Source organism: Frateuria sp. GZRe14 (assembly GCF_051900395.1).
Classification (GTDB): domain Bacteria; phylum Pseudomonadota; class Gammaproteobacteria; order Xanthomonadales; family Rhodanobacteraceae; genus Frateuria_A; species Frateuria_A edaphi.
Genome location: NZ_JBHZGJ010000001.1, coordinates 1,240,767 through 1,261,337, shown reverse-complemented (window position 1 = coordinate 1,261,337; position 20,571 = coordinate 1,240,767). Strand labels below are relative to the sequence as shown.

Annotated in this window: 22 protein-coding genes and 1 pseudogene; 9 read left to right on the top strand and 14 right to left on the bottom strand. The window is 68.1% G+C overall.

The window, feature by feature from the left end; translation table 11 throughout:
• Nucleotides 1-129 precede the first annotated feature (129 nt).
• Entirely contained in the window at nucleotides 130-549 is a 420-nt protein-coding gene (locus ACFWZ1_RS05775) for a hypothetical protein (RefSeq protein WP_231324555.1), read from the bottom strand.
• Between the two features lie 205 nt (nucleotides 550-754).
• Between ACFWZ1_RS05775 and ACFWZ1_RS05770 the strand changes: the two genes are divergently transcribed.
• Nucleotides 755-931, top strand: a complete 177-nt coding sequence (locus ACFWZ1_RS05770; RefSeq protein WP_231324553.1) for a DUF3606 domain-containing protein — start codon at nucleotides 755-757, stop codon at nucleotides 929-931.
• A 53-nt stretch (nucleotides 932-984) separates the two neighbouring features.
• Here ACFWZ1_RS05770 and ACFWZ1_RS05765 read toward each other — a convergent pair whose 3' ends face one another.
• Nucleotides 985-1,839: a class I SAM-dependent methyltransferase gene (locus ACFWZ1_RS05765; RefSeq protein WP_439665731.1), complete on the bottom strand. Its 855-nt coding sequence runs from the start codon at nucleotides 1,837-1,839 to the stop codon at nucleotides 985-987.
• A 365-nt stretch (nucleotides 1,840-2,204) separates the two neighbouring features.
• The gene (locus ACFWZ1_RS05760) at nucleotides 2,205-3,206 is read right to left on the bottom strand and encodes a zinc-dependent alcohol dehydrogenase family protein (protein ID WP_439665730.1); all 1,002 of its coding nucleotides are present in this window, start codon (nucleotides 3,204-3,206) and stop codon (nucleotides 2,205-2,207) included.
• 131 nt (nucleotides 3,207-3,337) lie between these two features.
• Here ACFWZ1_RS05760 and ACFWZ1_RS05755 point away from each other — a divergent pair, with 131 nt between their 5' ends.
• Nucleotides 3,338-4,189, top strand: a complete 852-nt coding sequence (locus ACFWZ1_RS05755; RefSeq protein ID WP_439665729.1) for a LysR family transcriptional regulator — start codon at nucleotides 3,338-3,340, stop codon at nucleotides 4,187-4,189.
• Nucleotides 4,190-4,227: 38 nt separating this feature from the next.
• Here the strand turns inward: ACFWZ1_RS05755 and ACFWZ1_RS05750 are convergent, their stop codons facing one another.
• From ACFWZ1_RS05750 to ACFWZ1_RS05740, 3 genes are all read right to left on the bottom strand, one after another.
• Nucleotides 4,228-4,848 (bottom strand): DUF1579 family protein, encoded by a 621-nt coding sequence (locus tag ACFWZ1_RS05750; protein ID WP_439665728.1) that lies wholly within the window; start codon nucleotides 4,846-4,848, stop codon nucleotides 4,228-4,230.
• A gap of 69 nt (nucleotides 4,849-4,917) precedes the next feature.
• Complete coding sequence (locus ACFWZ1_RS05745; RefSeq protein WP_439665727.1) at nucleotides 4,918-5,748, bottom strand: helix-turn-helix domain-containing protein; 831 nt, start codon at nucleotides 5,746-5,748, stop codon at nucleotides 4,918-4,920.
• A gap of 139 nt (nucleotides 5,749-5,887) precedes the next feature.
• On the bottom strand, nucleotides 5,888-6,217 hold the full coding sequence (locus ACFWZ1_RS05740) for a hypothetical protein (protein ID WP_439665726.1): 330 nt from the start codon (nucleotides 6,215-6,217) through the stop codon (nucleotides 5,888-5,890).
• A 134-nt stretch (nucleotides 6,218-6,351) separates the two neighbouring features.
• On the opposite strand from ACFWZ1_RS05740, the gene ACFWZ1_RS05735 reads away from it, so the two are divergent.
• The gene (locus ACFWZ1_RS05735; RefSeq protein WP_439665725.1) at nucleotides 6,352-6,891 is read left to right on the top strand and encodes a DUF2058 domain-containing protein; all 540 of its coding nucleotides are present in this window, start codon (nucleotides 6,352-6,354) and stop codon (nucleotides 6,889-6,891) included.
• A 90-nt stretch (nucleotides 6,892-6,981) separates the two neighbouring features.
• Here ACFWZ1_RS05735 and ACFWZ1_RS05730 read toward each other — a convergent pair whose 3' ends face one another.
• Nucleotides 6,982-7,572, bottom strand: coding sequence for a hypothetical protein (locus ACFWZ1_RS05730; RefSeq protein ID WP_439665724.1), 591 nt, complete (start codon nucleotides 7,570-7,572; stop codon nucleotides 6,982-6,984).
• 319 nt (nucleotides 7,573-7,891) lie between these two features.
• Here ACFWZ1_RS05730 and ACFWZ1_RS05725 point away from each other — a divergent pair, with 319 nt between their 5' ends.
• Both ACFWZ1_RS05725 and ACFWZ1_RS05720 read left to right on the top strand, forming a co-directional pair.
• Entirely contained in the window at nucleotides 7,892-9,682 is a 1,791-nt protein-coding gene (locus ACFWZ1_RS05725; RefSeq protein ID WP_439665723.1) for a hypothetical protein, read from the top strand.
• Between the two features lie 110 nt (nucleotides 9,683-9,792).
• On the top strand, nucleotides 9,793-10,947 hold the full coding sequence (locus tag ACFWZ1_RS05720) for a flavin-containing monooxygenase (protein WP_439665722.1): 1,155 nt from the start codon (nucleotides 9,793-9,795) through the stop codon (nucleotides 10,945-10,947).
• A gap of 80 nt (nucleotides 10,948-11,027) precedes the next feature.
• Here the strand turns inward: ACFWZ1_RS05720 and ACFWZ1_RS05715 are convergent, their stop codons facing one another.
• The 3 genes and pseudogenes from ACFWZ1_RS05715 to ACFWZ1_RS05705 form a co-directional block, all read right to left on the bottom strand.
• Entirely contained in the window at nucleotides 11,028-11,801 is a 774-nt protein-coding gene (locus ACFWZ1_RS05715; protein WP_439666908.1) for an ABC transporter substrate-binding protein, read from the bottom strand.
• A gap of 116 nt (nucleotides 11,802-11,917) precedes the next feature.
• Nucleotides 11,918-12,112: pseudogene (locus tag ACFWZ1_RS05710) on the bottom strand (ABC transporter substrate-binding protein); the annotation flags it as partial.
• Nucleotides 12,109-13,317, bottom strand: coding sequence for a serine hydrolase domain-containing protein (locus ACFWZ1_RS05705; RefSeq protein WP_439665721.1), 1,209 nt, complete (start codon nucleotides 13,315-13,317; stop codon nucleotides 12,109-12,111). The gene ACFWZ1_RS05705 and the pseudogene ACFWZ1_RS05710, both read right to left, overlap by 4 nt.
• A gap of 170 nt (nucleotides 13,318-13,487) precedes the next feature.
• Here ACFWZ1_RS05705 and ACFWZ1_RS05700 point away from each other — a divergent pair, with 170 nt between their 5' ends.
• Nucleotides 13,488-14,129, top strand: coding sequence for a dihydrofolate reductase family protein (locus tag ACFWZ1_RS05700; RefSeq protein WP_439665720.1), 642 nt, complete (start codon nucleotides 13,488-13,490; stop codon nucleotides 14,127-14,129).
• 51 nt (nucleotides 14,130-14,180) lie between these two features.
• Here ACFWZ1_RS05700 and ACFWZ1_RS05695 read toward each other — a convergent pair whose 3' ends face one another.
• Complete coding sequence (locus tag ACFWZ1_RS05695) at nucleotides 14,181-14,447, bottom strand: hypothetical protein (protein WP_439665719.1); 267 nt, start codon at nucleotides 14,445-14,447, stop codon at nucleotides 14,181-14,183.
• 275 nt (nucleotides 14,448-14,722) lie between these two features.
• On the opposite strand from ACFWZ1_RS05695, the gene ACFWZ1_RS05690 reads away from it, so the two are divergent.
• Both ACFWZ1_RS05690 and ACFWZ1_RS05685 read left to right on the top strand, forming a co-directional pair.
• The gene (locus tag ACFWZ1_RS05690; RefSeq protein ID WP_439665718.1) at nucleotides 14,723-15,946 is read left to right on the top strand and encodes an HD-GYP domain-containing protein; all 1,224 of its coding nucleotides are present in this window, start codon (nucleotides 14,723-14,725) and stop codon (nucleotides 15,944-15,946) included.
• A gap of 12 nt (nucleotides 15,947-15,958) precedes the next feature.
• Nucleotides 15,959-17,227: a putative bifunctional diguanylate cyclase/phosphodiesterase gene (locus tag ACFWZ1_RS05685; RefSeq protein ID WP_439665717.1), complete on the top strand. Its 1,269-nt coding sequence runs from the start codon at nucleotides 15,959-15,961 to the stop codon at nucleotides 17,225-17,227.
• A 66-nt stretch (nucleotides 17,228-17,293) separates the two neighbouring features.
• Here the strand turns inward: ACFWZ1_RS05685 and ACFWZ1_RS05680 are convergent, their stop codons facing one another.
• Nucleotides 17,294-17,707 carry an MAPEG family protein gene (locus ACFWZ1_RS05680; protein WP_439665716.1) on the bottom strand — a complete coding sequence of 138 codons (414 nt, stop codon included), beginning with the start codon at nucleotides 17,705-17,707 and terminating at the stop codon, nucleotides 17,294-17,296.
• Between the two features lie 155 nt (nucleotides 17,708-17,862).
• Between ACFWZ1_RS05680 and ACFWZ1_RS05675 the strand changes: the two genes are divergently transcribed.
• The gene (locus tag ACFWZ1_RS05675) at nucleotides 17,863-19,176 is read left to right on the top strand and encodes an MFS transporter (RefSeq protein WP_439665715.1); all 1,314 of its coding nucleotides are present in this window, start codon (nucleotides 17,863-17,865) and stop codon (nucleotides 19,174-19,176) included.
• Between the two features lie 127 nt (nucleotides 19,177-19,303).
• Here ACFWZ1_RS05675 and ACFWZ1_RS05670 read toward each other — a convergent pair whose 3' ends face one another.
• The gene (locus ACFWZ1_RS05670; protein WP_439665714.1) at nucleotides 19,304-19,687 is read right to left on the bottom strand and encodes a VOC family protein; all 384 of its coding nucleotides are present in this window, start codon (nucleotides 19,685-19,687) and stop codon (nucleotides 19,304-19,306) included.
• Between the two features lie 194 nt (nucleotides 19,688-19,881).
• Nucleotides 19,882-20,487: a hypothetical protein gene (locus tag ACFWZ1_RS05665; protein ID WP_439665713.1), complete on the bottom strand. Its 606-nt coding sequence runs from the start codon at nucleotides 20,485-20,487 to the stop codon at nucleotides 19,882-19,884.
• Nucleotides 20,488-20,571: the final 84 nt, after the last annotated feature.

The following is a 20,571-nucleotide window of genomic DNA, read 5'->3' as shown; positions in this document are numbered from 1 at the left end:
GCCGGCACCGTTCCTTCCCTACCAAAAACGCAGCCACTGCGTTTTGCAGTGGCTGCGTGGGACGCGACACTTGCGAGGACAACGCCGGCGCGCCCGAATCACGGCCGACTCGCGCCCGTTGCCTGAGCGTCAGCTCGCGGGCCCCTGGTCCGCCTGAAGGCTGGACATGACCTTTTGCGCGCTCGCGTGGGCTTCGTCCACCGAGCTTGCATTCGTTCCTTCCTTCGCCTGCATCGCCGCCGCCTGCAATCGCGACACTCGTGCGGCATCGTCCTTGGCATCGACGATGGCGCCCTGCCCCATGCCCTTGCACGGGTTTTCGGCCTGCGCGTCGTAGCCGTCGCCGGAGGGCCCGACCAGGCAATTGACGACGTGCTGCAGATGGGCCTTGGCCATCTTCAGGTCTGCCGCGCCCATCGCCATGCCCGCGTGTGCGGCGGCCGTCTTGACCTCTTTCGTAGCGGCCATGCCCGGGTGCGAATGAGCCGCCAGTGGCAAGGCGAGCGCAAACACGAACGCCGTTGCCCAACGAATGGATTGCTTTGCCATGACACGCCTCCGGTAAGCGGTGTACGCCGCGGTTCCGGCAGCTTAGTCCTGCGTGTTCAGCAACGGGTGAAGCCGCGAGCCCGCCATCCCGGACGCTATCGCTGCATCCGCATGAACGCGAGGAACAGGCGACCACTCCGGTTCCACCGCCCTTTCACCGCGCGGGTGCCACAACCCGCGCAGGACAGCCCATCGGGAGCAAGCCATGAGCGACAACCTGAACAACCGCGGGCCCGCCGACCGCACCCGGGTCAACGTGAACGAGGACTACGAAGCCCGCTACTGGGCCGACAAGTGGGGCGTCAGCGAAGATGAGCTGCGCGCCGCCGTGGCTCGCGTGGGGGTCATGGCCGACGACGTCGAGCGGGCCTTGAAGCATTGAATGAAGCGCTAGTCGCCTGCTCCCCGGGCGACGCGCGCCCCTGCCGCTGCGCGTCAGCGGGACTCCAGCAACGCGATCCCGGACATGCGCCGGCCCGCCTCCACCTGCGCGGCCGGTTGCAGCCTGGACAGCAGCTTGAAAAACCATGCTCCGCGCATGGTGCGCTTTAGCCGGAACGACTCGTCCCAGGTCGATCGGAACCCGATCTCGCGCCAGCCGTAGGGCGCGAAGAACGTCGTGCCTTCCTCGGGAAAGAAGTGCATCGGCGCATGCTGCAGCCGGCTGGTCCAGCGACTGCGCTCGATGAACTTGCGCAGGCGCGGAGATCCAATGTCCATCAGCCACCACCGCGCACGCGCCACTTCGTGCAGATCGCGCGCCAGCGCGCCGACCTCGGCGGGCGTGAGATACACCAGCAAACCTTCGCTGATCACCAACACGGGGCCGTGCGCGGCGGCGCCCTCGAACAATGCGCGGCGGGCCTCGGCCTCGCGCAGATCGGCAGCCACGAACTCGACCTTGCAACGCGGTACCGCGCTCGTCATCTGCTCGCGGAAGTAGCGGACCATGTCGGGCATGTCCACGTGCAGCCAGCGCAGCGACGCCGGCAGGTCGAGGCGCCAGGGCCGTGCATCCAGCCCGGCGGCAAGGTTGAGCACGGTCGTTGCACCGTCGGCCACGCAACGCAGCACGATCTCGTCCATCACTGCGGTGCGCACGATCATTGGCCATGCGGTCGCCGCGCCCCTGGGCATCGCACGCACGATCGCCTCGCCGCGCTCGCCGCCGAGTTTGCGTGCATAGGGGTCGTTGAAGATCCGGTCCGGCCGCTCGCTCTCCATCGCGCGGTAGATCGTGACCCAGAGCGCCGTGTCGGAAACGTTGCGGATAGGGGAGGGTTCGTTCATGGCCATGTCCTTGGAATGTGTATCTGCGGGAGCACCGCGCAGCCGCCCGTCCTGTCTCCCAACGTACACGCCGGGTAGCTGCCCGGGCGACGCGATGGTACAGGTCGGGCTAACCCGCGCTGTGCTCGCTCACCGCATCCATGACGCGCGGAGTACACCAAACGCCGGACCGGTGTTGAGCTCGACGGCGACGCCGAGCGCTTCGGCATCTCCCCGCGCGAGTCGCCGCGCTTCAAGGCTTCGCCGGTATGCACCGTGATGCAGCCGTCGCAACGCGTCGCCACGGCGACCTCAACCCGTCTTCTGACCTGCGTGCGGGAGGGGAATGCGTCGCCAAGCGGTGCCAAAAGCCTCGCGACCGCGCCTCACCCGTCGATATCTACCACGACCTTGCCCAGCGCCTGCCGTTGCTCGATCAGCGCATAGGCATCGTCCAATGTCGCCAGGTCGAACGTCCGGGCATCCAGCCGCGGCCTGACCCGCCCGGCCTCGGCGAGGCAGGTCGCTTCGCGCAGGATGTCGCCGTGGTGCGCCCTGCCTTCGCCTGTCAGCAGCGGCAACAGGGTGAACACGCCCGAATAGGTCGCCGCCCGGAACGAGAGGGGCGCCAGCGCGTGGGTGCCCCATCCCAGCGAACTGACCACGTGGCCGAACCGTGCGACCGCCTTGAAGGAGGCGTCCAGGCTCGCGCCGCCGGCGGTATCGAACACCACGTCGAAACCGCGCCCCGCAGTATGGGCGGCCACATAGTCCTCGACCTGCATCTGCGTGTAGTCGATCGGCGTGGCGCCAAGCTGGCGAACGATGTCGGCATGCGCGGGCCCCTCGGTGGCGAAGACCTGCGCGTCGAAGGCACGCGCGATCTGGACGGCCATGCTTCCCACGCCGCCAGCCCCGCCCTGTACCAGTACGGTCTGGCCTGCCCTGACGCGGGCGCGATCGACCAGCCCTTCCCAGGCGGTGATGAACACCAGCGGCAGCGACGCCGCCTCGCGCATGCTGAAATGCGCCGGCTTCAACGCGAGCAGGTCCGCGTCCACCGCGGCATATTCGGCCAGCGAACCCTGCACGCCACCCACGCCGCCGGTCATGCCGTACACCTCGTCGCCGACGCGGAAGCCGGTGACGCCCGGCCCGGTGGCGGCCACGATGCCCGCCAGATCGATACCCAGGATCGCAGGCAGCGGGTGACGTGCATGCTCGGCGGCTCCGGCGCGGATCTTCAAATCCAGGGGATTGATGCCGCTGGCCATGATTCGCACCAGCACCTGTCCCGCCTGGGGCACGGGACGGGCGATGGAGGCCAGCCGGAATGGAGCGCCATGGCTTTCCAGCACGGCGGCTTGCATGGTGGGAGAAGTGGTCATGGGAGGCTCGGCGTTCGATGAGGTGGCGCCAAGCTACGCCCGACAAATTCGTTTGGAAATCCAGATAAGCGCATACGCGTCATGCATAATTGCATGGCAACCGGTCCTGCCTGCGACCGGAGAGAACCGGGATGGAATGGAGCGACCTGCGCGTTTTCCTGGCCATCGCGCGCGAAGGCACGCTCGGTGCTGCCGCGCGCAAGCTGGGACAAACCCAGCCGACCATGGGACGTCGGCTGCAGGCCCTGGAGCACGCGGTCGGGCACCGCTTGTTCCAGCGGACCAGGAGCGGCTTCGTGCTGACCGACGAAGGCGCCGCCGTTCTTCCCCATGCCGAGCGCATGGAGGAGGAGGCGCTCGCCCTGCAGCGACAACTCACCGGGCAGGAAAAGCAGCTGGACGGCATGCTGCGGATCACCGCTTCGGACTGGTTCGCCGAGTACCTGCTGGCACCCGTCCTCGCCGAATTTTCCCAGCGCCACCCGCGCGTGGTGATCGAGTTGCTCACTGACTCGCGCTTCTTCAGCCTCTCGCGCCGCGAGGCCGACCTGGCTTTCCGCATCCAGCCCTTCGACGAACCGGACATCGTCTCGCGCAAATTGCTGCGCATGCCCTACGGCGTCTACGCGGCCGCGAGCCATCCGGTGGCCCATGCCGGCGACGGCGCAGGCGTGGGCCTGATCACGATGGATACCGCCTTCAGCGACATGCCGGACGTCGCCTGGCTGCAGCGGATGCTCCCCAACGCGAGCGTTTTCTTCCGCAGCAATGCGCGCGCCGTGCAGGCGCGCATGTGCCTGCGCGGCGCTGGCCTCGCGGTGCTGCCCTGCCCGCTCGGCGATGCGCTCGACGGCTTGCGGCGCATCGATCTCGGCGAGGAGCCGCCCACCCGCGACACCTGGATCGGCTACCACCGTGACATGCGGCGGCTGGCCCGGCTGCGGGCGCTGCTCGACATCGTGATTGCGCGCCTCGCGGATTGACCATCCCTCTAACGAAGAACGTTACGCGCGGGGCCTCCTCACCTTCGCGTGTACTCCAGCCGCACGGCCAGCATTTCCCGTCCGTCGTGGTGCTCGTAGTACTCGTAGGTGAAGTGGTCGGCGTCCGGCACGCGCATGACTTCGCGCAGCGGGAGGGTCGCGCCGGCGTGGTGCGGATCGGGCATGGCGCCGGTCAGCTCGTAAGTGCGCCGCGACGGATCGTAGGACCCATGCGCCAGGATCATCCCGGTGAAATTGACGTCCATCCAGAGGCTGTCGTAACGGCGCGTGGCGAGGTCGTAGCCCAGGTAGCCCAGGCCCCGGAAAGCACCGGTCGGCGAGTCGATGCGCAAGTCCTGGCGCAGGTGCCGTCCGCCCAGCACCGGCGTGAGCGTGGCCTCGCCCACGTCAATCGCCGGCGCATTGGCCGGGTCGGTCCACATCGATTGCCTGACCGTCCAATGCCCCGCCAGCGCGTTCAGCCTCTGCAGTTCGGGACCGGAGTCTGCCCGCGCGGTCGATGCGACGGCCGGCGACGGTTCGCGCGCACGCGTCGATGCGTCGGGCGAAGCCTGTCCATGGGCGGGACCGCAGGCCAGCAGGATTGCGGCCGCGACGGCGGGAGCAATGGAAAGCGGAAACCGGGAGCGCTCGCGCATGATGCCGTTCCAGAATGGGAGTGGCATCAGCGTGCGATGCCACTTCGGGCGCGGCAATGACCTGCGAGGTCATGAAGCCGGTCGAGGCGCCTCGCTCGCCGCCAGCTGACGGCATACCCGGGCAGTGAACTCGTCGGCGGGGAACGCGCACTCGACCCGCAGTTCCTCCAGCGTCACGTCGCGCGGCATCGAAAACGTGGTGATCGTTTCGAAGAAGCGCAGCTCGCCTTCGCGATGGCGAAAGACGAGCGTGAGTACCGGATCGAGCGGCCTGCCCGCATGCACCCGGCCGAGCTTGGGCACGTCCGGATAAGCCGACACGCTGTCGAGCATCCGGCGCGGCAGCGGATCGGTGGGGGCCGCGGCGATCTGCGCATGCAGATGGTGCAGGAACTTCTCCGCCACTTCCGACCAGTTGACGATCACGCCGCGGAAATCCTCCGGGTCGAACACTTGATGCAACAGGTTGGCGTGGCGGCTTTCCCGCCCGTCCATGAGCCATCGGTTGACCCGCATGGCAGCGCCATTCGCCATCAACACGTTCCACTCCCGGTCCAGCACGAAAGCCGGGTACGGTTCCTGCTGCGCCAGGATCAGCTCCACCGCCTGGCGCATGCGCTCCAGCGCGGGCGTCGCCAACGCGTGCTCGGGACACTCGGGCGCATAGCCGGCCGCGAGCCACAGCGCGTTGCGCTCGCGCAGCGGCATGTCCAGCACGGCCGCCATGCGCGCCAGCGCCTCCCGACCGGCCCGTGCCTTGCCGGTCTCGATGCAGCTCAGGTGCCGCGTCGACACCTCCGCCGCCAGCGCCAGATCGAGCTGACTGAGCCTGCGCGCCGCGCGCCACTCGCGCAGCAGCACGCCAAGCGGGGGATGCGCGACCGTGCGGTTGGCGGGCATGCGGCGTTCCTGGACGGAGTCGGAGCTGCATCATGCAGGCAAATGGCCGGAGCCACTCCTGACACCGGCTCAACGACGCGTTGCGCGCAACGCCGAGAAGATGCCGGCGTCACGACGCATGGCTCCCGCACCCGTCAGTTCATAGGCCGGACTCCCCATCGCCGCGCTCGAACCAGGCGGCGTAGGGACTGTTCTTCACCAGATGGCGATTGAGGTCGGGCGCACCGTCTTCCCACCAAACGGGGCCTCGCTCGCCGAGGGCCACCTTGGCTTCGTCGACCGCCTTCCCGGCCCGCGCAAGCGCTTCGTGGTTCCCCGACCGGCGTGCTTGCCCGACCGCGCGGCGCGCCGCCATGAGGCGACGAACCCACGCCTCCCGCACCTCGGGCGCCAATCCTGGATTGGCCGCACGCCACAGCCGGCCACGAACCACCAGGTAGCGACCATCGGGGGTCAGCGAATACGTCATGGGCAGTTAGCTAGCACAGCTCGCGCAAGCGCAAGGTCGCGCCATGCGGACCGTTCACCGCCACCGGACTCGGCGCCTCCGAGCCGATGACGCGCGGGCTACAATCCGCCACTCCGAACGCCGCACCGCCTCCCATGCGCAATCCCCTGCAAGAACAACTGCTGAAGGCCGGCCTGGTCAACAAGGCCAAGGTCAACCAGGTAGCGCGCGAACAGTCGAAACAGCGCCAAGGCAAGGCACCGGCGGCCCCCACCGCCGAGCAGGTCGAGGCGCAACGGCTGCAGGCCGAGCGTGCCGAGCGCGACCGTGCTCTGGCGGCCGAGCGGAATGCCCAGTCGCGCGCCGCCGAGCAGAAGGCCCAGGCGCGCCAGATGATCGACACGCACAAGGTCGAACGCGGCGGCGACATCACCTATCGCTTCACCGACGGCGACCACATCGCCAGCGTGCTGGTCGACCAGCGGCTGCGCGCGCAGCTGGCCAGCGGCGCGCTCGTGATCGTGCGCTACGGCGAAGGCTACGAGCTGGTCCCGCGCGCTGCAGCCGACCGGATCCGCGACCGTGACCCGCAGCTGATCGCGCTCGACCACGGTCGCGCGGAACCCGCGGCTCCCGCGGGCGAGGACGACGCCTACTACCAGCAGTTCCCGGTGCCTGACGACCTCATCTGGTGAGCCGCGAGGCGAGCGATTCGTAGCGCGACATGTCCGGAGGCGCCCGCAAGGGCGCCTCCATGGCATGGCCATCGACCGCGGCCGGGCCTCTCAGACGCCCGTGAATGCCGTGCACGAGACGCGCGGGTTCCACATCGAGAAGACCCCGAGCGGGTTGTACTTCCATGCCCACACGTGGAGGCTGTAATGCGCCGGCAGGCGGAAGCGGTTCGGCGCGTCGGTGTGGTCGAACAACTGGCCCATCAGCAACGGCGGTGACCCATCCGCATGCGCGCCGTCCCACACATCGGCGAGCGCCAGGTATTCGACCGCCACCAACCGTGCGCCACCGCCGTGTGTCGGCTCGTAAACCAGCAGTTCCGGATGGGCCACGTCCACCATGCCGTCGCCGAGCAGGCTGGCCTTGAGGTAATGCATGCCCATCGCGCCCATGTCCGGGCCGCTGACGCAGCCCAGCACCGGCATGTAGCCGTCCGCTTCGGCCTGGGATACGTCCCGGTATCTCGCCGTGGCGTCACGGACCGCCTGCACCAGTGGACCTGCGCGGTGGTGCATGAAATTCCAGGCTGCGTCCTGTTCCGCCTGCGTGACGGTCTCCGCGGCCGCCGCGGCCGCCGGCGCCGTGGCCAGCAGTGCCGTGCCGATGAGGCCGATCAGTATCGGGTCGATTCGACGTTTCATGAGCGTTCTCCAGAGCAAATGCGATCGGCCCCCGCCTTTGCGCTGGCATCTGCGATCGAGCAAAGCGCACGGACCAGAAACGGTGAACACCGGACCTCAAGAAATTGCGACATGCACGACACGGTACGGCGACCGCCCGGATGCAGTGCCGGGCCTTGCACGCCACCGCGAATCGCCGTCGGGAACGCGGTGATCGTGCAGAAGTCGCCGTGCCAAGGCCCGCAGGAACTTTCGCAAAGCGAGCAGGGCGCTGTTATGCGCACCCGTGACAAACGCCCGCATAACATCCCGCGCCTCAGGGGGTCAGGGAGCATTCATCATGAAATTCCTGCCCGTCTCTCGTGGCCTGGTCGCCGCCGCGCTGCTGGTTCCCTTGACCGCCGCGCTCGCCTCCCAGGCAAGCTCGACCCTCACCCCCCAGCAGGTCGGTTCGACAGGTCCGGTCACCGTCGCCCCTCGCGTGCCCGTTCCGGCGGGCCAACCGTGTGTCGTGAACCTGATCCAGGACGAGACCACCTCTTCCCACTACACCTACATGCCACCCCCGGGCTGCAGCGGGCCGTGGGCGAAGGTGGTGCTGAAAGTGAACGTCACGGAAAAAGGCGCCTGGGGTTCGACCAAGACGGACTTGCGCCTCGGCGGTTTCACGATCTACGAAGCAACGCTGCCCAAGTCGGCCGCGACCTCCACCTGGGAAGTCGAGCGTGATTTGACGGACTTCACCGCGCTGCTGGAGGAGGCGCACAACGGCCAGATGATCGTCGCGCCGGACCAGGACATCTGGTCCAGCGAGGCGTATATCCCGGACGAGGTCAGCCTGGGCGCGCAACTGCTCTTCTATCGAGCCTCCTCCTCGCATCCCGCGCCGAAAACGCCCGATGCGCTGTATCGCATCCTGCCGCCGCCGGCTGCGCTTCCCCCGCTTCCGCGCAACATCGACCGCGCCTATCTGGACGTCTACAACCAGCAGCCGTGGTGGTTCACCTGCGCCACCGACCAGGAGGTGCAGAACTCGGGCCTCCCGTTCATCTCCGCGCTGGCGATGGGCGCCGAGCTGAAGTACGGCATTGCCTCGCCGGCACACAATGGTTGTGGTGGCGGCAGTTTCGCGGAAATGCTGGTCCGGCTGGATGGCACGCCCGCCGGAGTCGTCCCGGTGTTTCCCATGCTGACCGGAGCTTTCAGCATCTACTTCCCGCATACCGTCAACGCACCGGCGCAGCCGCCGCAGATGCTCAACCACATCCCCTATCGCCTGGACCTGACCCCGTTCTCGCCGCGGCTCGACGAGGCAGGCACGCACCGCATCGAACTGAGCCGAACGGCCGACGCCACCCTGTTCGTCTACCTCGACAAGGGCACCACGCTGGTCAGCGGCTTCGTGACGCGCAACACCCTCGATACCCAGCAGCACCCGCTGATCGACGACACGATCAGCACGACCGACGACACCGGGACGGCCACCGTCTCGACGAGCCTGGACCGCGACTACACGATCGAGGGCTACATGAACACCTCGCGCGGCCGGGTCGACCTGAGCGTCCACCAGACGAGCCATTTCCTCAACCGGCAGGCGTTCTACTTCGACGGGCTGCAGTATCCGGACTACCGTCATTACCGGCAGCACCTGTGGCTGGAAAGCCAGACGCAGCAGCACAGCACGCGCACGCGCGCCGGAACGGTGCTGGACGACAACACGCTGACCGCGTCCTACCCGCTCGAGGTGCTGTGGAACGCCGACGGCCACGTCGTGGATAACGACGCGCCCGAAACCATACCGACGAACGAAAGCGCCAGCGTCGAGCAGCACTGGAACCTCGACACGACCCACCTCCGCAACGGTTTCGCTCCCTACACCAGCCGTGTGCGTGAAAGCTTCATCTCCAGCCGCACCCGCGACCTTCAGACGCAGCAGGACAGCAACTGGCAGAGCCAGGCGCAGTACCTCTTCAACGACAGCCCGGGTAGTTGCTATCAGTCGGCCCTGACCACGCTCGACGGGGCGGTGGCGACCGAAGACAGGGGCGTCGGCTGCCCCAACGGGCAGAACCACGTACGCTGGCGAGCCCATCCCGATGGCTCGCCCGACAGTCTGGGCTGGACGCACTGATCGTTTGCGAGGCACCCGGAAAGGGCGCCTCGCGTTTCTCCGGCCTGCCACGGCGTTCGTCCCGGTAACGTTCGGGCGTACGCTTCAGCGCGTCATCGCTGGAGAGTTCGATGAGCGACGCGGACGTCATCGTCATCGGCGCCGGCCCGGCCGGGCTCGCCTGTGCCGCGCAACTGGGCGAGCGAGGCTTGCGCGCCTCGTTGCTGGAGAAGTCGGACACGGTGGGACCGGTCTGGCGGCGGCACTACGACCGCCTGCACCTGCACACCGATCGCGGGCACTCGTCCTTGCCCGGCCTGCCGATGCCGCGCGGGTATCCCCGCTACCCGTCGCGGGACCAGGTGATCGCCTACCTGGAAAACTACGCGGCGCACTTCCGGCTGGCGCCCACGTTCGGTTGCGAAGTGCGGATGCTTCGTCGCGAGGCCGGGCTGTGGCATGCCGACACCACGCGCGGCCGTTGCGCCGCGCCCCAGGTGGTCGTCGCCACCGGCTGGGCCGACGCTCCGCATCGGCCGACCTGGCCTGGCCAGGACGACTACCGCGGCAGCGTGATCCACAGCAGCGAGTACCGCCGCCCGGAACCGTATCGCGGCCAGCGCGTGCTGGTGGTCGGCTTCGGCAATTCCGGCGGCGAGATCGCACTGGATCTCGCCGATGCCGGCATCGACGTCACGCTCGCGGTGCGCGGTCCCGTGCGTATCCTGCCGCGCGACCTGCTCGGTCTGCCGATCCTCACCTGGGCGATCGGCCAGGCATGGCTGCCGCCGCGACTGGCCGACGCGATCAACGCGCCGGCGATCCGCCTGGCCATCGGCCCGACACGCGGCCTGGGCCTGACCATCGCGCGCAAGGGGCCACGCCGGATGATCGCCGAAGACCATCGCGTACCGTTGCTGGATGTCGGCACGCTCGACAGGATCCGCCAGGGCGCCATCCATGTGCGCGGCGGCATCGGGCATTTCACCCGCGAAGGCGTGGCCTTCGTGGACCCGCACGGCGAGGGTCGCACCGTGCCGTTCGAGGCCGTGATCCTCGCGACGGGCTTCCGCGCCGACCTGAGTCGCCTTCTGCCGCAGGCGACGGACACGCTCGATAACCAGGGCAGCCCGCGCATCACCGGCATGCCGACCGGCGTTCCCGGACTTTTCTACTGCGGGCAGATTCCCTCCCCCACCGGCCAGTTGCGCGAGATCGGGATCGAAGCCCGGCGCATCGCCACATTCGCCAGCCGGATGCTCCACGAGCGCGCCGACCCGGCCTGACTTGTGCAACCCGGTCGGCCGCGCCGGTTTCCGGTGGAAGAACTGGTTGACATCGGTACCGACGAACGCGTGTGCCTGCGTCAAGGGCCCGACATGCCGGCATGGAGGACCCGGAAGCGATCCGGCGCGGACGGATCCCGCTCGACCACCTGGATGGGTGCTTCCGCCCATTGCCAGACGCTGATGCCCGGCGTGCGCGAAAACCGGATCGGGCCGCGGGTACCTTCGACGGCGACGCGTGGCCAGGACTCGACGATCCGGCGTTTGCCGGCGCCGCGAGCACCCAGCACGGCGGCCAGGACGACGATGGTGTCATAGCCTTCGAACGCAACGAACGAAGGCGTTTCGCCCAACCGCTCGCGAAGAAGACGCCCGACGCGCGCACCCAGCGGGCCGAGCCGCTCGGGCAGATAGCGCAGGAACGGGATCGCGCTGCCCTCGTCTCCCAGCCACTGCGCCCATGAGGAGAATTCCGGTTGCCCGGCCGGCGCGCCCAGCATGACGCCGGCGAGGCGCGGATCGCCTCGAACGGCCCTGACGATCGACACGGCCGGCTCGGGGATCCCGGTCAAGAGCAGCACGGCTGTCGCACGCTGTTCCACCACGGCATCGGCGACGGCAGCTGGCGCGAGCGTGCGCGCATCCAGATCGATCACCGTCGCGCCATGCGGCGCAAGATGGTCACGCAGGATGCGGGAGCCCGCGGCCCAGTAGACACTCGGCTCGGCAGCCACGGCGATGCGGCGATGTCCCGCCGCCAGCAGGAAATCGGCGTAGACCTGCCAGCCGCGCGACTGCGGCGGAGCGAGGCGTGCGACCCAGTCGGTCGCCTGGTCGGTGAGCGCATCGAGCACCGCCGACGAGCAGACGAACGGCAGGCCGAGGGCATCGGCCCGGGCAGCGGCGGCCCGCGCGGCGACGCTGTGGTACTCCCCTGCCAGCGCATCACGCCCAAGCCGGCCAGCTCATCCACGGCCGCGGCGGCGCGCTGTGGATCGGCAGCCGTATCCCGCACGAGCAGTTCGAGCGGCCGGCCGCCGATCCCGCCAGCGGCATTGACCTCATGGACGGCCAATTCGAGCCCGGCCAGCACATGGCGCCCCGCCTCGATCCAGCCGGGTCGGCTCAGCGGCACCAGGGCGCCGATGCGGACTGCGGCATTCACGGTACGGCGCGTGCCTGCTCGCCATCCACGGCGTGCTTGATCGCGGCGACAAACGCGCGACGCGCAGCCACCAGGGCCTTGCTGGTGGCTTGCGGCCACGCGCCGACCTGGGCGATCACCAGCTTGCGCGCGGGGTCGACATAGACCATCTGGCCGAAGATGCCGATCGCCGCATAGCTGCCGTCGGCGTCCGTCCACCAGAGATAGCCGTAACCGCGATCCGGTTCGTCGACGCCGGCCTGCTGGCGCACGGCGCCCTCCAGCCATGCGCTGGCGATCACCGGTTTGCCCTCGATGCGGCCGCCGCCGAGCATGAACTGTCCCAGCCGCGCGTAATCGGCCAACGTAGCCGACAGGCCGCTGCCGCCGGTATCGCTGCCATCGCACTCGTCCTTGATCCAGTACGCATCGTCGGCCATGCCGTAGGGCTGCCAGATCGTCTGCGCAAGATAGGCGGCCAGCGACCGGTGCGTGGCCCGCTGCACCAGGATGCCGAGCAGGTCGGTTTCGGCGGTGTTGTAGTTCCAGTGCGTGCCGGCCGGCCATTGCCGCGGCAGCTTCGCCAGGTACGAGAGCACGTGCGCCTGTCCGTCGACGCAGGCGCCGAGGTACATCTGCGCCACGTCCGACCCGGCGTCGGCGTAATCCTCGTTCCAGCGCACGCCGGAGGTCATGGTCAGCAGCTGCTGCACCGTCACGTCGGCATAGGCGGTGCGGCGCAGCTCCGGGATGTAGGTGCCCAGCGTGTCGTCCATGCTGTGGATGTCACCTTGCTGCAGGGCGATGCCGAGCAGGGTCGAGGTGACCGACTTCGCCACCGAGAACGAGGTCCAGCGTTGCTGCGGCCCGAAGCCTTTCGCATACCGTTGCAGGCGCACCTGCCCGTCCTGCAGCACCATCACGCCGGCGATGTGGTAGCGCTCCATGTAATCGGCAAGCCACGCGGCCGTCTTCTTCCCGGCCGCGGACAGCGGCCGCCCTTGCGGCAAGGCGTGGACGTGTGAGCCGTGCGCGGCGCGGTCGCTCGGAAACATCTCGTACATCCGCGGGAAACGCGCCTCGCGCTGCGCCTGGCTCCAGAACAGCACCCCCTCGCGCTGCTGCCCGATGGTCGGGCCGGCGTGTTCGCGCGCCGCCGAAGGCAACGCGACGGCAAGGCAAAGCACGGTTGCAGCGAACAGGCGGGCGGCGGGATTAAGGCGCATGGGAAAGACCGTAGGTGCGAGGCTCGCCATGTTACCGGGCCACAACCCGCGCGATGGGCGGTATCCGCCGTCGCAGGTCGAATGGAGCGCCGCTTCGCCGATACGTCGACAGACCCCGGCTGTCGCGGCGTTCGCCGGGGTAAGCTGGGGCTTCATCACGGAGGCATGCCATGGGCAAGGTGCGCGTCGCGGGCTTTTCCATTTCGATCGACGGCTTCGGTGCAGGCATCGAGCAGAGCCTGCAGAACCCATTGGGCAAACGTGGCCCGGACATGTTCGAGTGGTTTTTCGGCACCCGCACCTTCCGGGCCATGCAAGGCGCATCCGGCGGATCGGAGGGCACGGACGAAGCTTACGCCGGGCGGTCGATGGCGGGCTTCGGCGCCTTCATCCTCGGCCGCAACATGTTCGGCCCCATTCGCGGTCCGTGGCCCGACGAGGCGTGGAAGGGCTGGTGGGGCGACAACCCGCCCTACCACGCTCCCACCTACGTGCTCACCCACCATCCACGCGACCCGATCACCATGGAAGGCGGCACCACCTTCCACTTCGTCACCGGCGGCATCCGGGACGCGCTCGACCAGGCGAAAGCGGCCGCGGGCGACAAGGACATAAAGATCGGCGGAGGCGTGAGCACCGTCCGCCAGTACCTCGAGGCCGGTCTCATCGACCAGATGCATTTCGCGATCGCGCCGGTCGTGCTCGGACAAGGCGAGGCCATCTTCGCCGGTCTCGATCTGCCTGCCCTCGGCTTCAAGGTGACCGAGCACGTCGCCACCGAACTGGCCACCCACGTGGTGCTTGCGCGATAAGCCGCCCGCAGGCGCGTTGCCGAGCGAAAAGTGCAGCCCGGATTCCGGCGATCAGCGCGCGCGGTACAGGAGGCGGCGCAAAAGGATGGGCAACAGGCCGAGCGCGGTAAACGCCGCCGGCCCAGCGATGACAAAACCGGTCGCGGCCACCCGGACGTTGTGCCAGAACACCCAGACCCGATCCTCGTCCAGCACGCCGCCGTGGAACTGGGCCTCCAGTTCAGGCTGCAACGCGAGACAGGCCGCAACCGCGCCCACGAGGCATGCCGTCAGGCCAGTCACTGCGATCCATAGCTTCTCCCGGCGCGACAGCGGCATGGGAATCCGGGTTCGGAGGTGGGAAAGGAACTCTATCCGGCGACCGGGGCCGTCTCTGCATCTTTTGTGAGGCGGGTGAGTGGCGATCAGCTCGATGCTTCCCGCCGTCTCGTCGCATCCCCTATGAGATCAGGCACTTCCGCTCCGGCCAGACCCTAAAGAAACGGGTGACAGCGCCGATCCAGAAATTACGACCCGGCCCTCGATCCGGCCGATCACGATGCTTGCCGCAGTTCTTGAATCATGCCCAACGCCAGCCACGCACGGTGTGCCCCATGACCTATGAGCTGGAGGAACGCTGCATGGACGTGGCCGACCTGCAGGTCGGCATGTACGTGTGCCGTCTCGACCGGCCATGGGAGGAAACCCCGTTTCCGCTGCAAGGGCTCGCCCTGACCAGCACGGAGAGCATCCAGGCGTTGAGCGCGTACTGCGAGCACGTCTACATCGACGCCCGGCGACTGGTGGCCGATCCGCCACCGCAAGCGTCGGTGATCACCCGCGCGCAGGTATCGACCCAGCGCTTCGACGCGTCGACCCGTTATGCCAGCGCCGTGCCGATGGACACCGAGCTGCCGCACGCGCACGGGGCATGGGACAACGCCACGGCGATGCTCGACCGGATTTTCGAGGACGTGACGTCCGGCCGCGAGCTGTCCGCCGAGCATGTGGAAAAGGCCGTGCGGCCGCTCGTCGCCAGCGTGCTGCGCAACGTCGATGCATTCTTCTGGGTCGAAGGCCTCCGCGGCCACGACAGCTACAGCTACCGCCACGCCATCAGCTGCAGCGCACTGGCTGCCGCGTTCGGCAGGCACATGGGCTTCGCCGAGGAGACCATCATCAGCATGGCCGCCGGCGGCCTGTTGATGGACGTCGGCAAGACCCGCCTGCCGCGCGAGCTGCTGGAACATCCCGGGCCGCTGGCGCCGGGCGAGATGGACACGGTGCGCTCGCACGTGCACGAAGGTACGGCCATCCTGGCCAACTCGCGCATCGTCGACCCGGACGTGCTCGACATCGTGCGCCACCACCACGAACGCTACGACGGCAGCGGCTACCCGGAACGCCTGATGGGTTCGCAGATCCCGCTGCCCGGCCGCATGCTGGGCATCGTGGATACTTATGACGCGATGGTCAGCCCGCGCCCCTTCCGCGCGGCCGTCTCGCGCCACGCTGCGCTGCGCCGCATCTATGCCGAGCGCGACCAGCTGTTCCAGGACGAATTGGTCGAGCAGTTCCAGGTCTGCATGGGCGTCTATCCCACCGGGTCGCTGGTGGAACTGAGCACCGGCGAAATTGCCGTGGTCATGGCGCAGAACCAGGCGCGCCGGCTTCGTCCGCGCGTGGTGCTGCTGAGCACGCCCCTCAAGCAGCGCGTCAACGATTTCCAGGTGATCGACCTGATGAACCACGAGGCCTCCGGCGCGATCAGCATCGTGCGCAGCCTGGCGCCCGGCGATTGCCCGATCGACACCTCCGACCTGTTCCTGGCCGCATGAGTCCGGTGCGCGATGCTCAACCGCGCTGACATCTTCGAGGCCATCGAAGGACAGTTGACGCGGTCGGCCGCCAGCGCAGGCCACCTGGCGGTCATGATGCTGCGCGTGGAAGGCCTGCGCGAGGCAAGCCTGCGTTTCGGCTACGCGATCGGCGAGCAAGCGCACTTGCGGGCGCGGGAACGGATCTGCGCCGCGCTGCGCCCGATCGACCGCGTGTTCTCCGCCGGTGACGACCGCTTCGCCGTCGTGCTCCCCGGGCTGCACAGCCACAACCACGTGCTGCTGGCCGCCATGCGATTGCTGCAGGCCTTCGAACGGCCGCTGCACGATCTGCCCTGCCCGTTGCAGGGCCGTCCGGAAATGGGCGTGGCGCTCCACCCCGACCACGCCGACACGCCGGACCTGTTGTGCCGCCGCGCGGACATGGCGTTGGCCGCTGCGCATGCGCGCGGCGAGTCGTGCCTGCTGCACGAACCCTGCGAAACGCACGACGAAATCGTCTACGAGGAGTTGCGCGAGGCGATCGAAGCCAATCGGCTGAGCGCCTATTTCCAACCGGTGTGGAACCTGCAGCGGAACACCATCGCCGGCGTGGAATCGCTGGCGCGCTGGACCAGCCCGCGGCAAGGCCTGGTTTCGCCGGCCAGTTTCGTCGGATTCGCCGAGAGGAGCGACCTGATCCAGGCGCTGACCCGCTGGAGCATCGGCACCACGCTGCGCCACGCCGCCATGCTGCGGGATGCGCCAGGGCTCACCTTCGCCATCAATTTCTCGCCGCGGGTGTTCGCCAGGCCCGGCCTGGTGGAACAGTTGATGGACCTGCTGGAAATCTGGGGCCTGCCGCCCAGCGTGGTCGTGGCGGAGATCACCGAGACGGCGCTGGTGAACGACCTGGACGCGATCGCGCACGCGATGCGGCGCATGCGCGATCGCGGCGCGCGCATCGCCATCGACGACTTCGGCACCGGCTACGCATCCATCGCGTACCTGCGTCGCTTCCCGGCCTCCGAGCTGAAAATCGACCGCTCGCTGGTGTGCGACCTCACCTGCGATCCGCGCACCGCCAAGCTCGTGCAATCGATCATCCAGATGGCACACCACATGGACATGGCCACGGTCGCCGAAGGCGTGGAAGACCAGGCCACGCAGGATCTACTGACCGCGATGGGCTGTGACTACGCGCAGGGCTACCACTTGGGCCGCCCCGAGCCGGCCGGCGACTTCGTCGCGCGCTACGCTGGCCCGACGGGTGGCGAGAGCCGGGTTTCCGGATCGTCCTGAGCCGGCGTTCGCCATCAGCCACCCAGGCTTGGCCACGCGTGGCTCCCCGAATTTCCATATTCCGCGTCACCTCGCAACCAGCAGCTCCAGCGACCAATACGCCGCAATCGCCATCTGTACGGCAAACGCACCGAAGCGGACGGTCACCGCCCTGGAGCTCACCGAGGCCAGATGCACGCTCGACTGGAACAGTCGCGCGCCCAGCAGCACATAGGCGAGCGGGTCCGTGACGGACGCGCGGTCGGTGGCGATGGCGACGATCAGCAGGCCGCCAAAGACCGGCAGGCTTTCGATGCAGTTGGCATGCGCCCTGGCCAGGCGTTGCATGAAGGGCGACAAGCCCGCGTTGTCCGGCGTGAAGCCGTTGGCGGGCACCTTGCCGCGCAGGACCAGTTGCGTGCGGACGATCTCCATGAGCACGAGCAGCAACAGGGTCCAAGTGATGAAGCCGGTCAAGGCGATCGTGCTGGGTGACAACATGGCTACACCTCCGTGAGGGTCGGGCAGGGCGCAGGCTGCGGGATGGGAAAGCGGCATCCCGCCGGGCTTCCAATTTGGCACATTCGTCGTAACCGGTATCCGCGGCGGAGCGCAGCTACCATCGGAACACCGCAAGCTTCCGGTCCCCAGCCCGCATGACCCCCACCTACAAGCCCGGCGTCCACCAGGTCTCGCGCGCCTCCATGGTGATCGCAGCGCTGTCGACGGTCGTGGAGTGGTACGACTTCACGCTCTACCTGTACTTCGCCACCGTGCTGTCGCGGGTGTTCTTCGGTGGTGGCGAATCCTCGCTGCTCGCAACACTCGGTGGCTTCGCGGTGGCCTACGCGATGCGGCCCCTGGGCGCGATGGTGTTCGGGCACGTCGGCGACCGGCTTGGCCGGCAACGCACGCTTCTGCTGTCGATGATGCTGATGACGCTTGCGATGCTCGCCACGGCACTGTTGCCCGGCTACACGGCAATCGGCCCGGCTGCGGGCGCAGTGCTGATGCTGTTGCGCTGTTTCATGGCGTTCTCGGTCGGCGGCGAGTACACCGGCGTGGTCGCCTACCTGCTGGAGGGCGCGCGGACGGACCGTCGAGGTTTGATCACCTCGCTGGCGTCCGCCGCCAGCGAGATCGGTGCGCTACTGGCGGTGGCCGTCTCCGCGGCGACGGTCGGCCTGCTGAGTCCCGCGCAACTGGACGCCTGGGGCTGGCGCATTCCCTTCTTCGTGGGCGCGGCGCTGGCCGGTTGCGTGTGGTTCGCCCGCTCCACGATGGAGGAGTCGCCCGACTTCCTCCGACAGATGCGTCAGCAGAGCCTGCCCGAAGCACCGCTGCGCCACACGCTCGCCCATCATCGACCCGCCCTGCTGCGGACGTTCGCCATCTCGGCGCTGGGCTCGATCACCTATTACGTGGGCATCACCTACGTACCGACGTTCCTGATTTCGTCGGGCATCCTGGCCGAGAGCCGCTCGCTGTGGATGTCGACCCTCGCCGCCGTCGCGGTCATCGTGGTCACCCCGTTCGCCGGGGCGCTTTCCGACCACATCGGGCGCAAGCCCGTGCTGACGGGGTTCGCCGTGGCGAGCATGCTGCTTCCGCTGGCCCTGTTCGGGCTCATGCACGGCGGCGGCGAACTGGCCATTGCCGGTGGCGCCATCACCCTGGCCTGCCTGGCAGGCGGCGTGAGCGCCGTGGGCGCCCCTGCCACCGCCGAGCAGTTCCCCGGCGAAGGGCGCCTGAGCGGCCTGGCGCTCGGCGTCACGGTCGCGACCGCGCTGTTCGGCGGCCTCACGCCCTTCCTGGCCGAGCTGCTGGTCCGCAGGACCGGCTGGCACGCCGCGCCCGGCGCGATGATCGCCGCCGTCGCGCTGGCCGTACTGCCCGTGCTGCTGACCATGCCGGAAACTCGACCGCAGCGGGCCAGGAAACACACCGGACGGAAACGGCCGCTCGCTTGACGCGCTGGGCGGCCGGGACGCGGGGCAGATGACGCATCGCATCCCGCGTAAAACCTGCAGCCCTGACAGGACCTGCCGCGCTTCGAAGTACACACACCCGCGCACGAGCAGCTTGCCCCGGTACCCCTCAGATCAGCGCGCTGACCATCACGTAGTAGCCATCCAGATCGCGCAGGGCAAATTCCATGGTTCCGGTGGCGGGGTTGAGTCGTGGCTCCCCAGCGATCTGATCGACAAGCGTCCTGGCGTTGGAGAGCACTCGGTCGAAATCATCCACGCGCAAGAACAGCAGGAGTCCATTCCCGGGTTCGGCCAGTTCCGCGCTGCGCAGCGTCGGATGGTCGTGGGATCCCCACTTGTGCAGGCACAGGAGGACGGTGCCGTCTTCGTCGCATATCTGCCCGAAGTAGTCATGCGCCGGGTCACCCGGAGGCTGCCCCAGCAGCGCCCGATACCAACGGAAACTCCGCGCCACGTCGGCCACACCGATGATCGTCCAGGTTCGCTTCATTGCCGTCTCCGAAGCCTCTCGACCCGCATCATGCGGTGACGCTCCCATCAAAGGTTGCATGGCGGCGAAAGTGCGCCCTGGCTTTCGGACCCGTGTCGCAAGGCTGGGCGCCCGGTGTGGCGCCGGGCCCCCAAGCGCCCTTGTGCCGGGGTCTCCATGGCAAGGACGTTCCATCCACGTCCCGCAGGCCGCCATCAAAGATTCTGGGCATTCACCAGAATGGCCATGTTGTCCTCGCGCAGTTTGCCGAGTTCGGCTTCACGCGACTTCAGCGCCGCAGCGACATCCGCATTCAAACCGGCATAAGGATCGCCGAGTTTCTGCTGCATCTGCGCCCCGCCCTCCATCTTGGCCATGGCGCTGCTCATCGAGACCGCGCTGAGCACCTTGTCGACGGCGTGCTTGATGAAGTCGTAGCGAGCCGCGTCCAGGCCCGCCGCCCGGGCGCCGGCGTTGTCGACTTCGGCGCTGGTAAGGTCCGCCAGCGCGGCCACCTCGGCTTCCTGGTCATGGTCGGCCTTGGCCTTGGCTGCCTTGTCACTCGACGCCTGGCGCAATTCGATTTCCTTTTGCATGCCCTTGGCATAGGCGTCCAGATCACTCACCTGCAGCGGGCGCGTCATACGGGCCTGGGCTACCGATGACGGGTCGGCCGCGGCAGCCTTCGCCGGAGCCGGAGCCGATCCGGATTGCGCTTCCGCTTGTGGGCTCGCGGCATCGTCGGCTGGCGCATTGCCATGGCCGCAGGCAGCCAGCACGAACGCCAGGACAACGATCGGGCAGTAACGGTTGGGACGCATGGCAGTTCCTCCTTGGACGATGATCGTTCGGCGAGTCTAAACCGTGGATTGCGCCGCGTAGCTACCCGCCCCGTTGTCTCCACG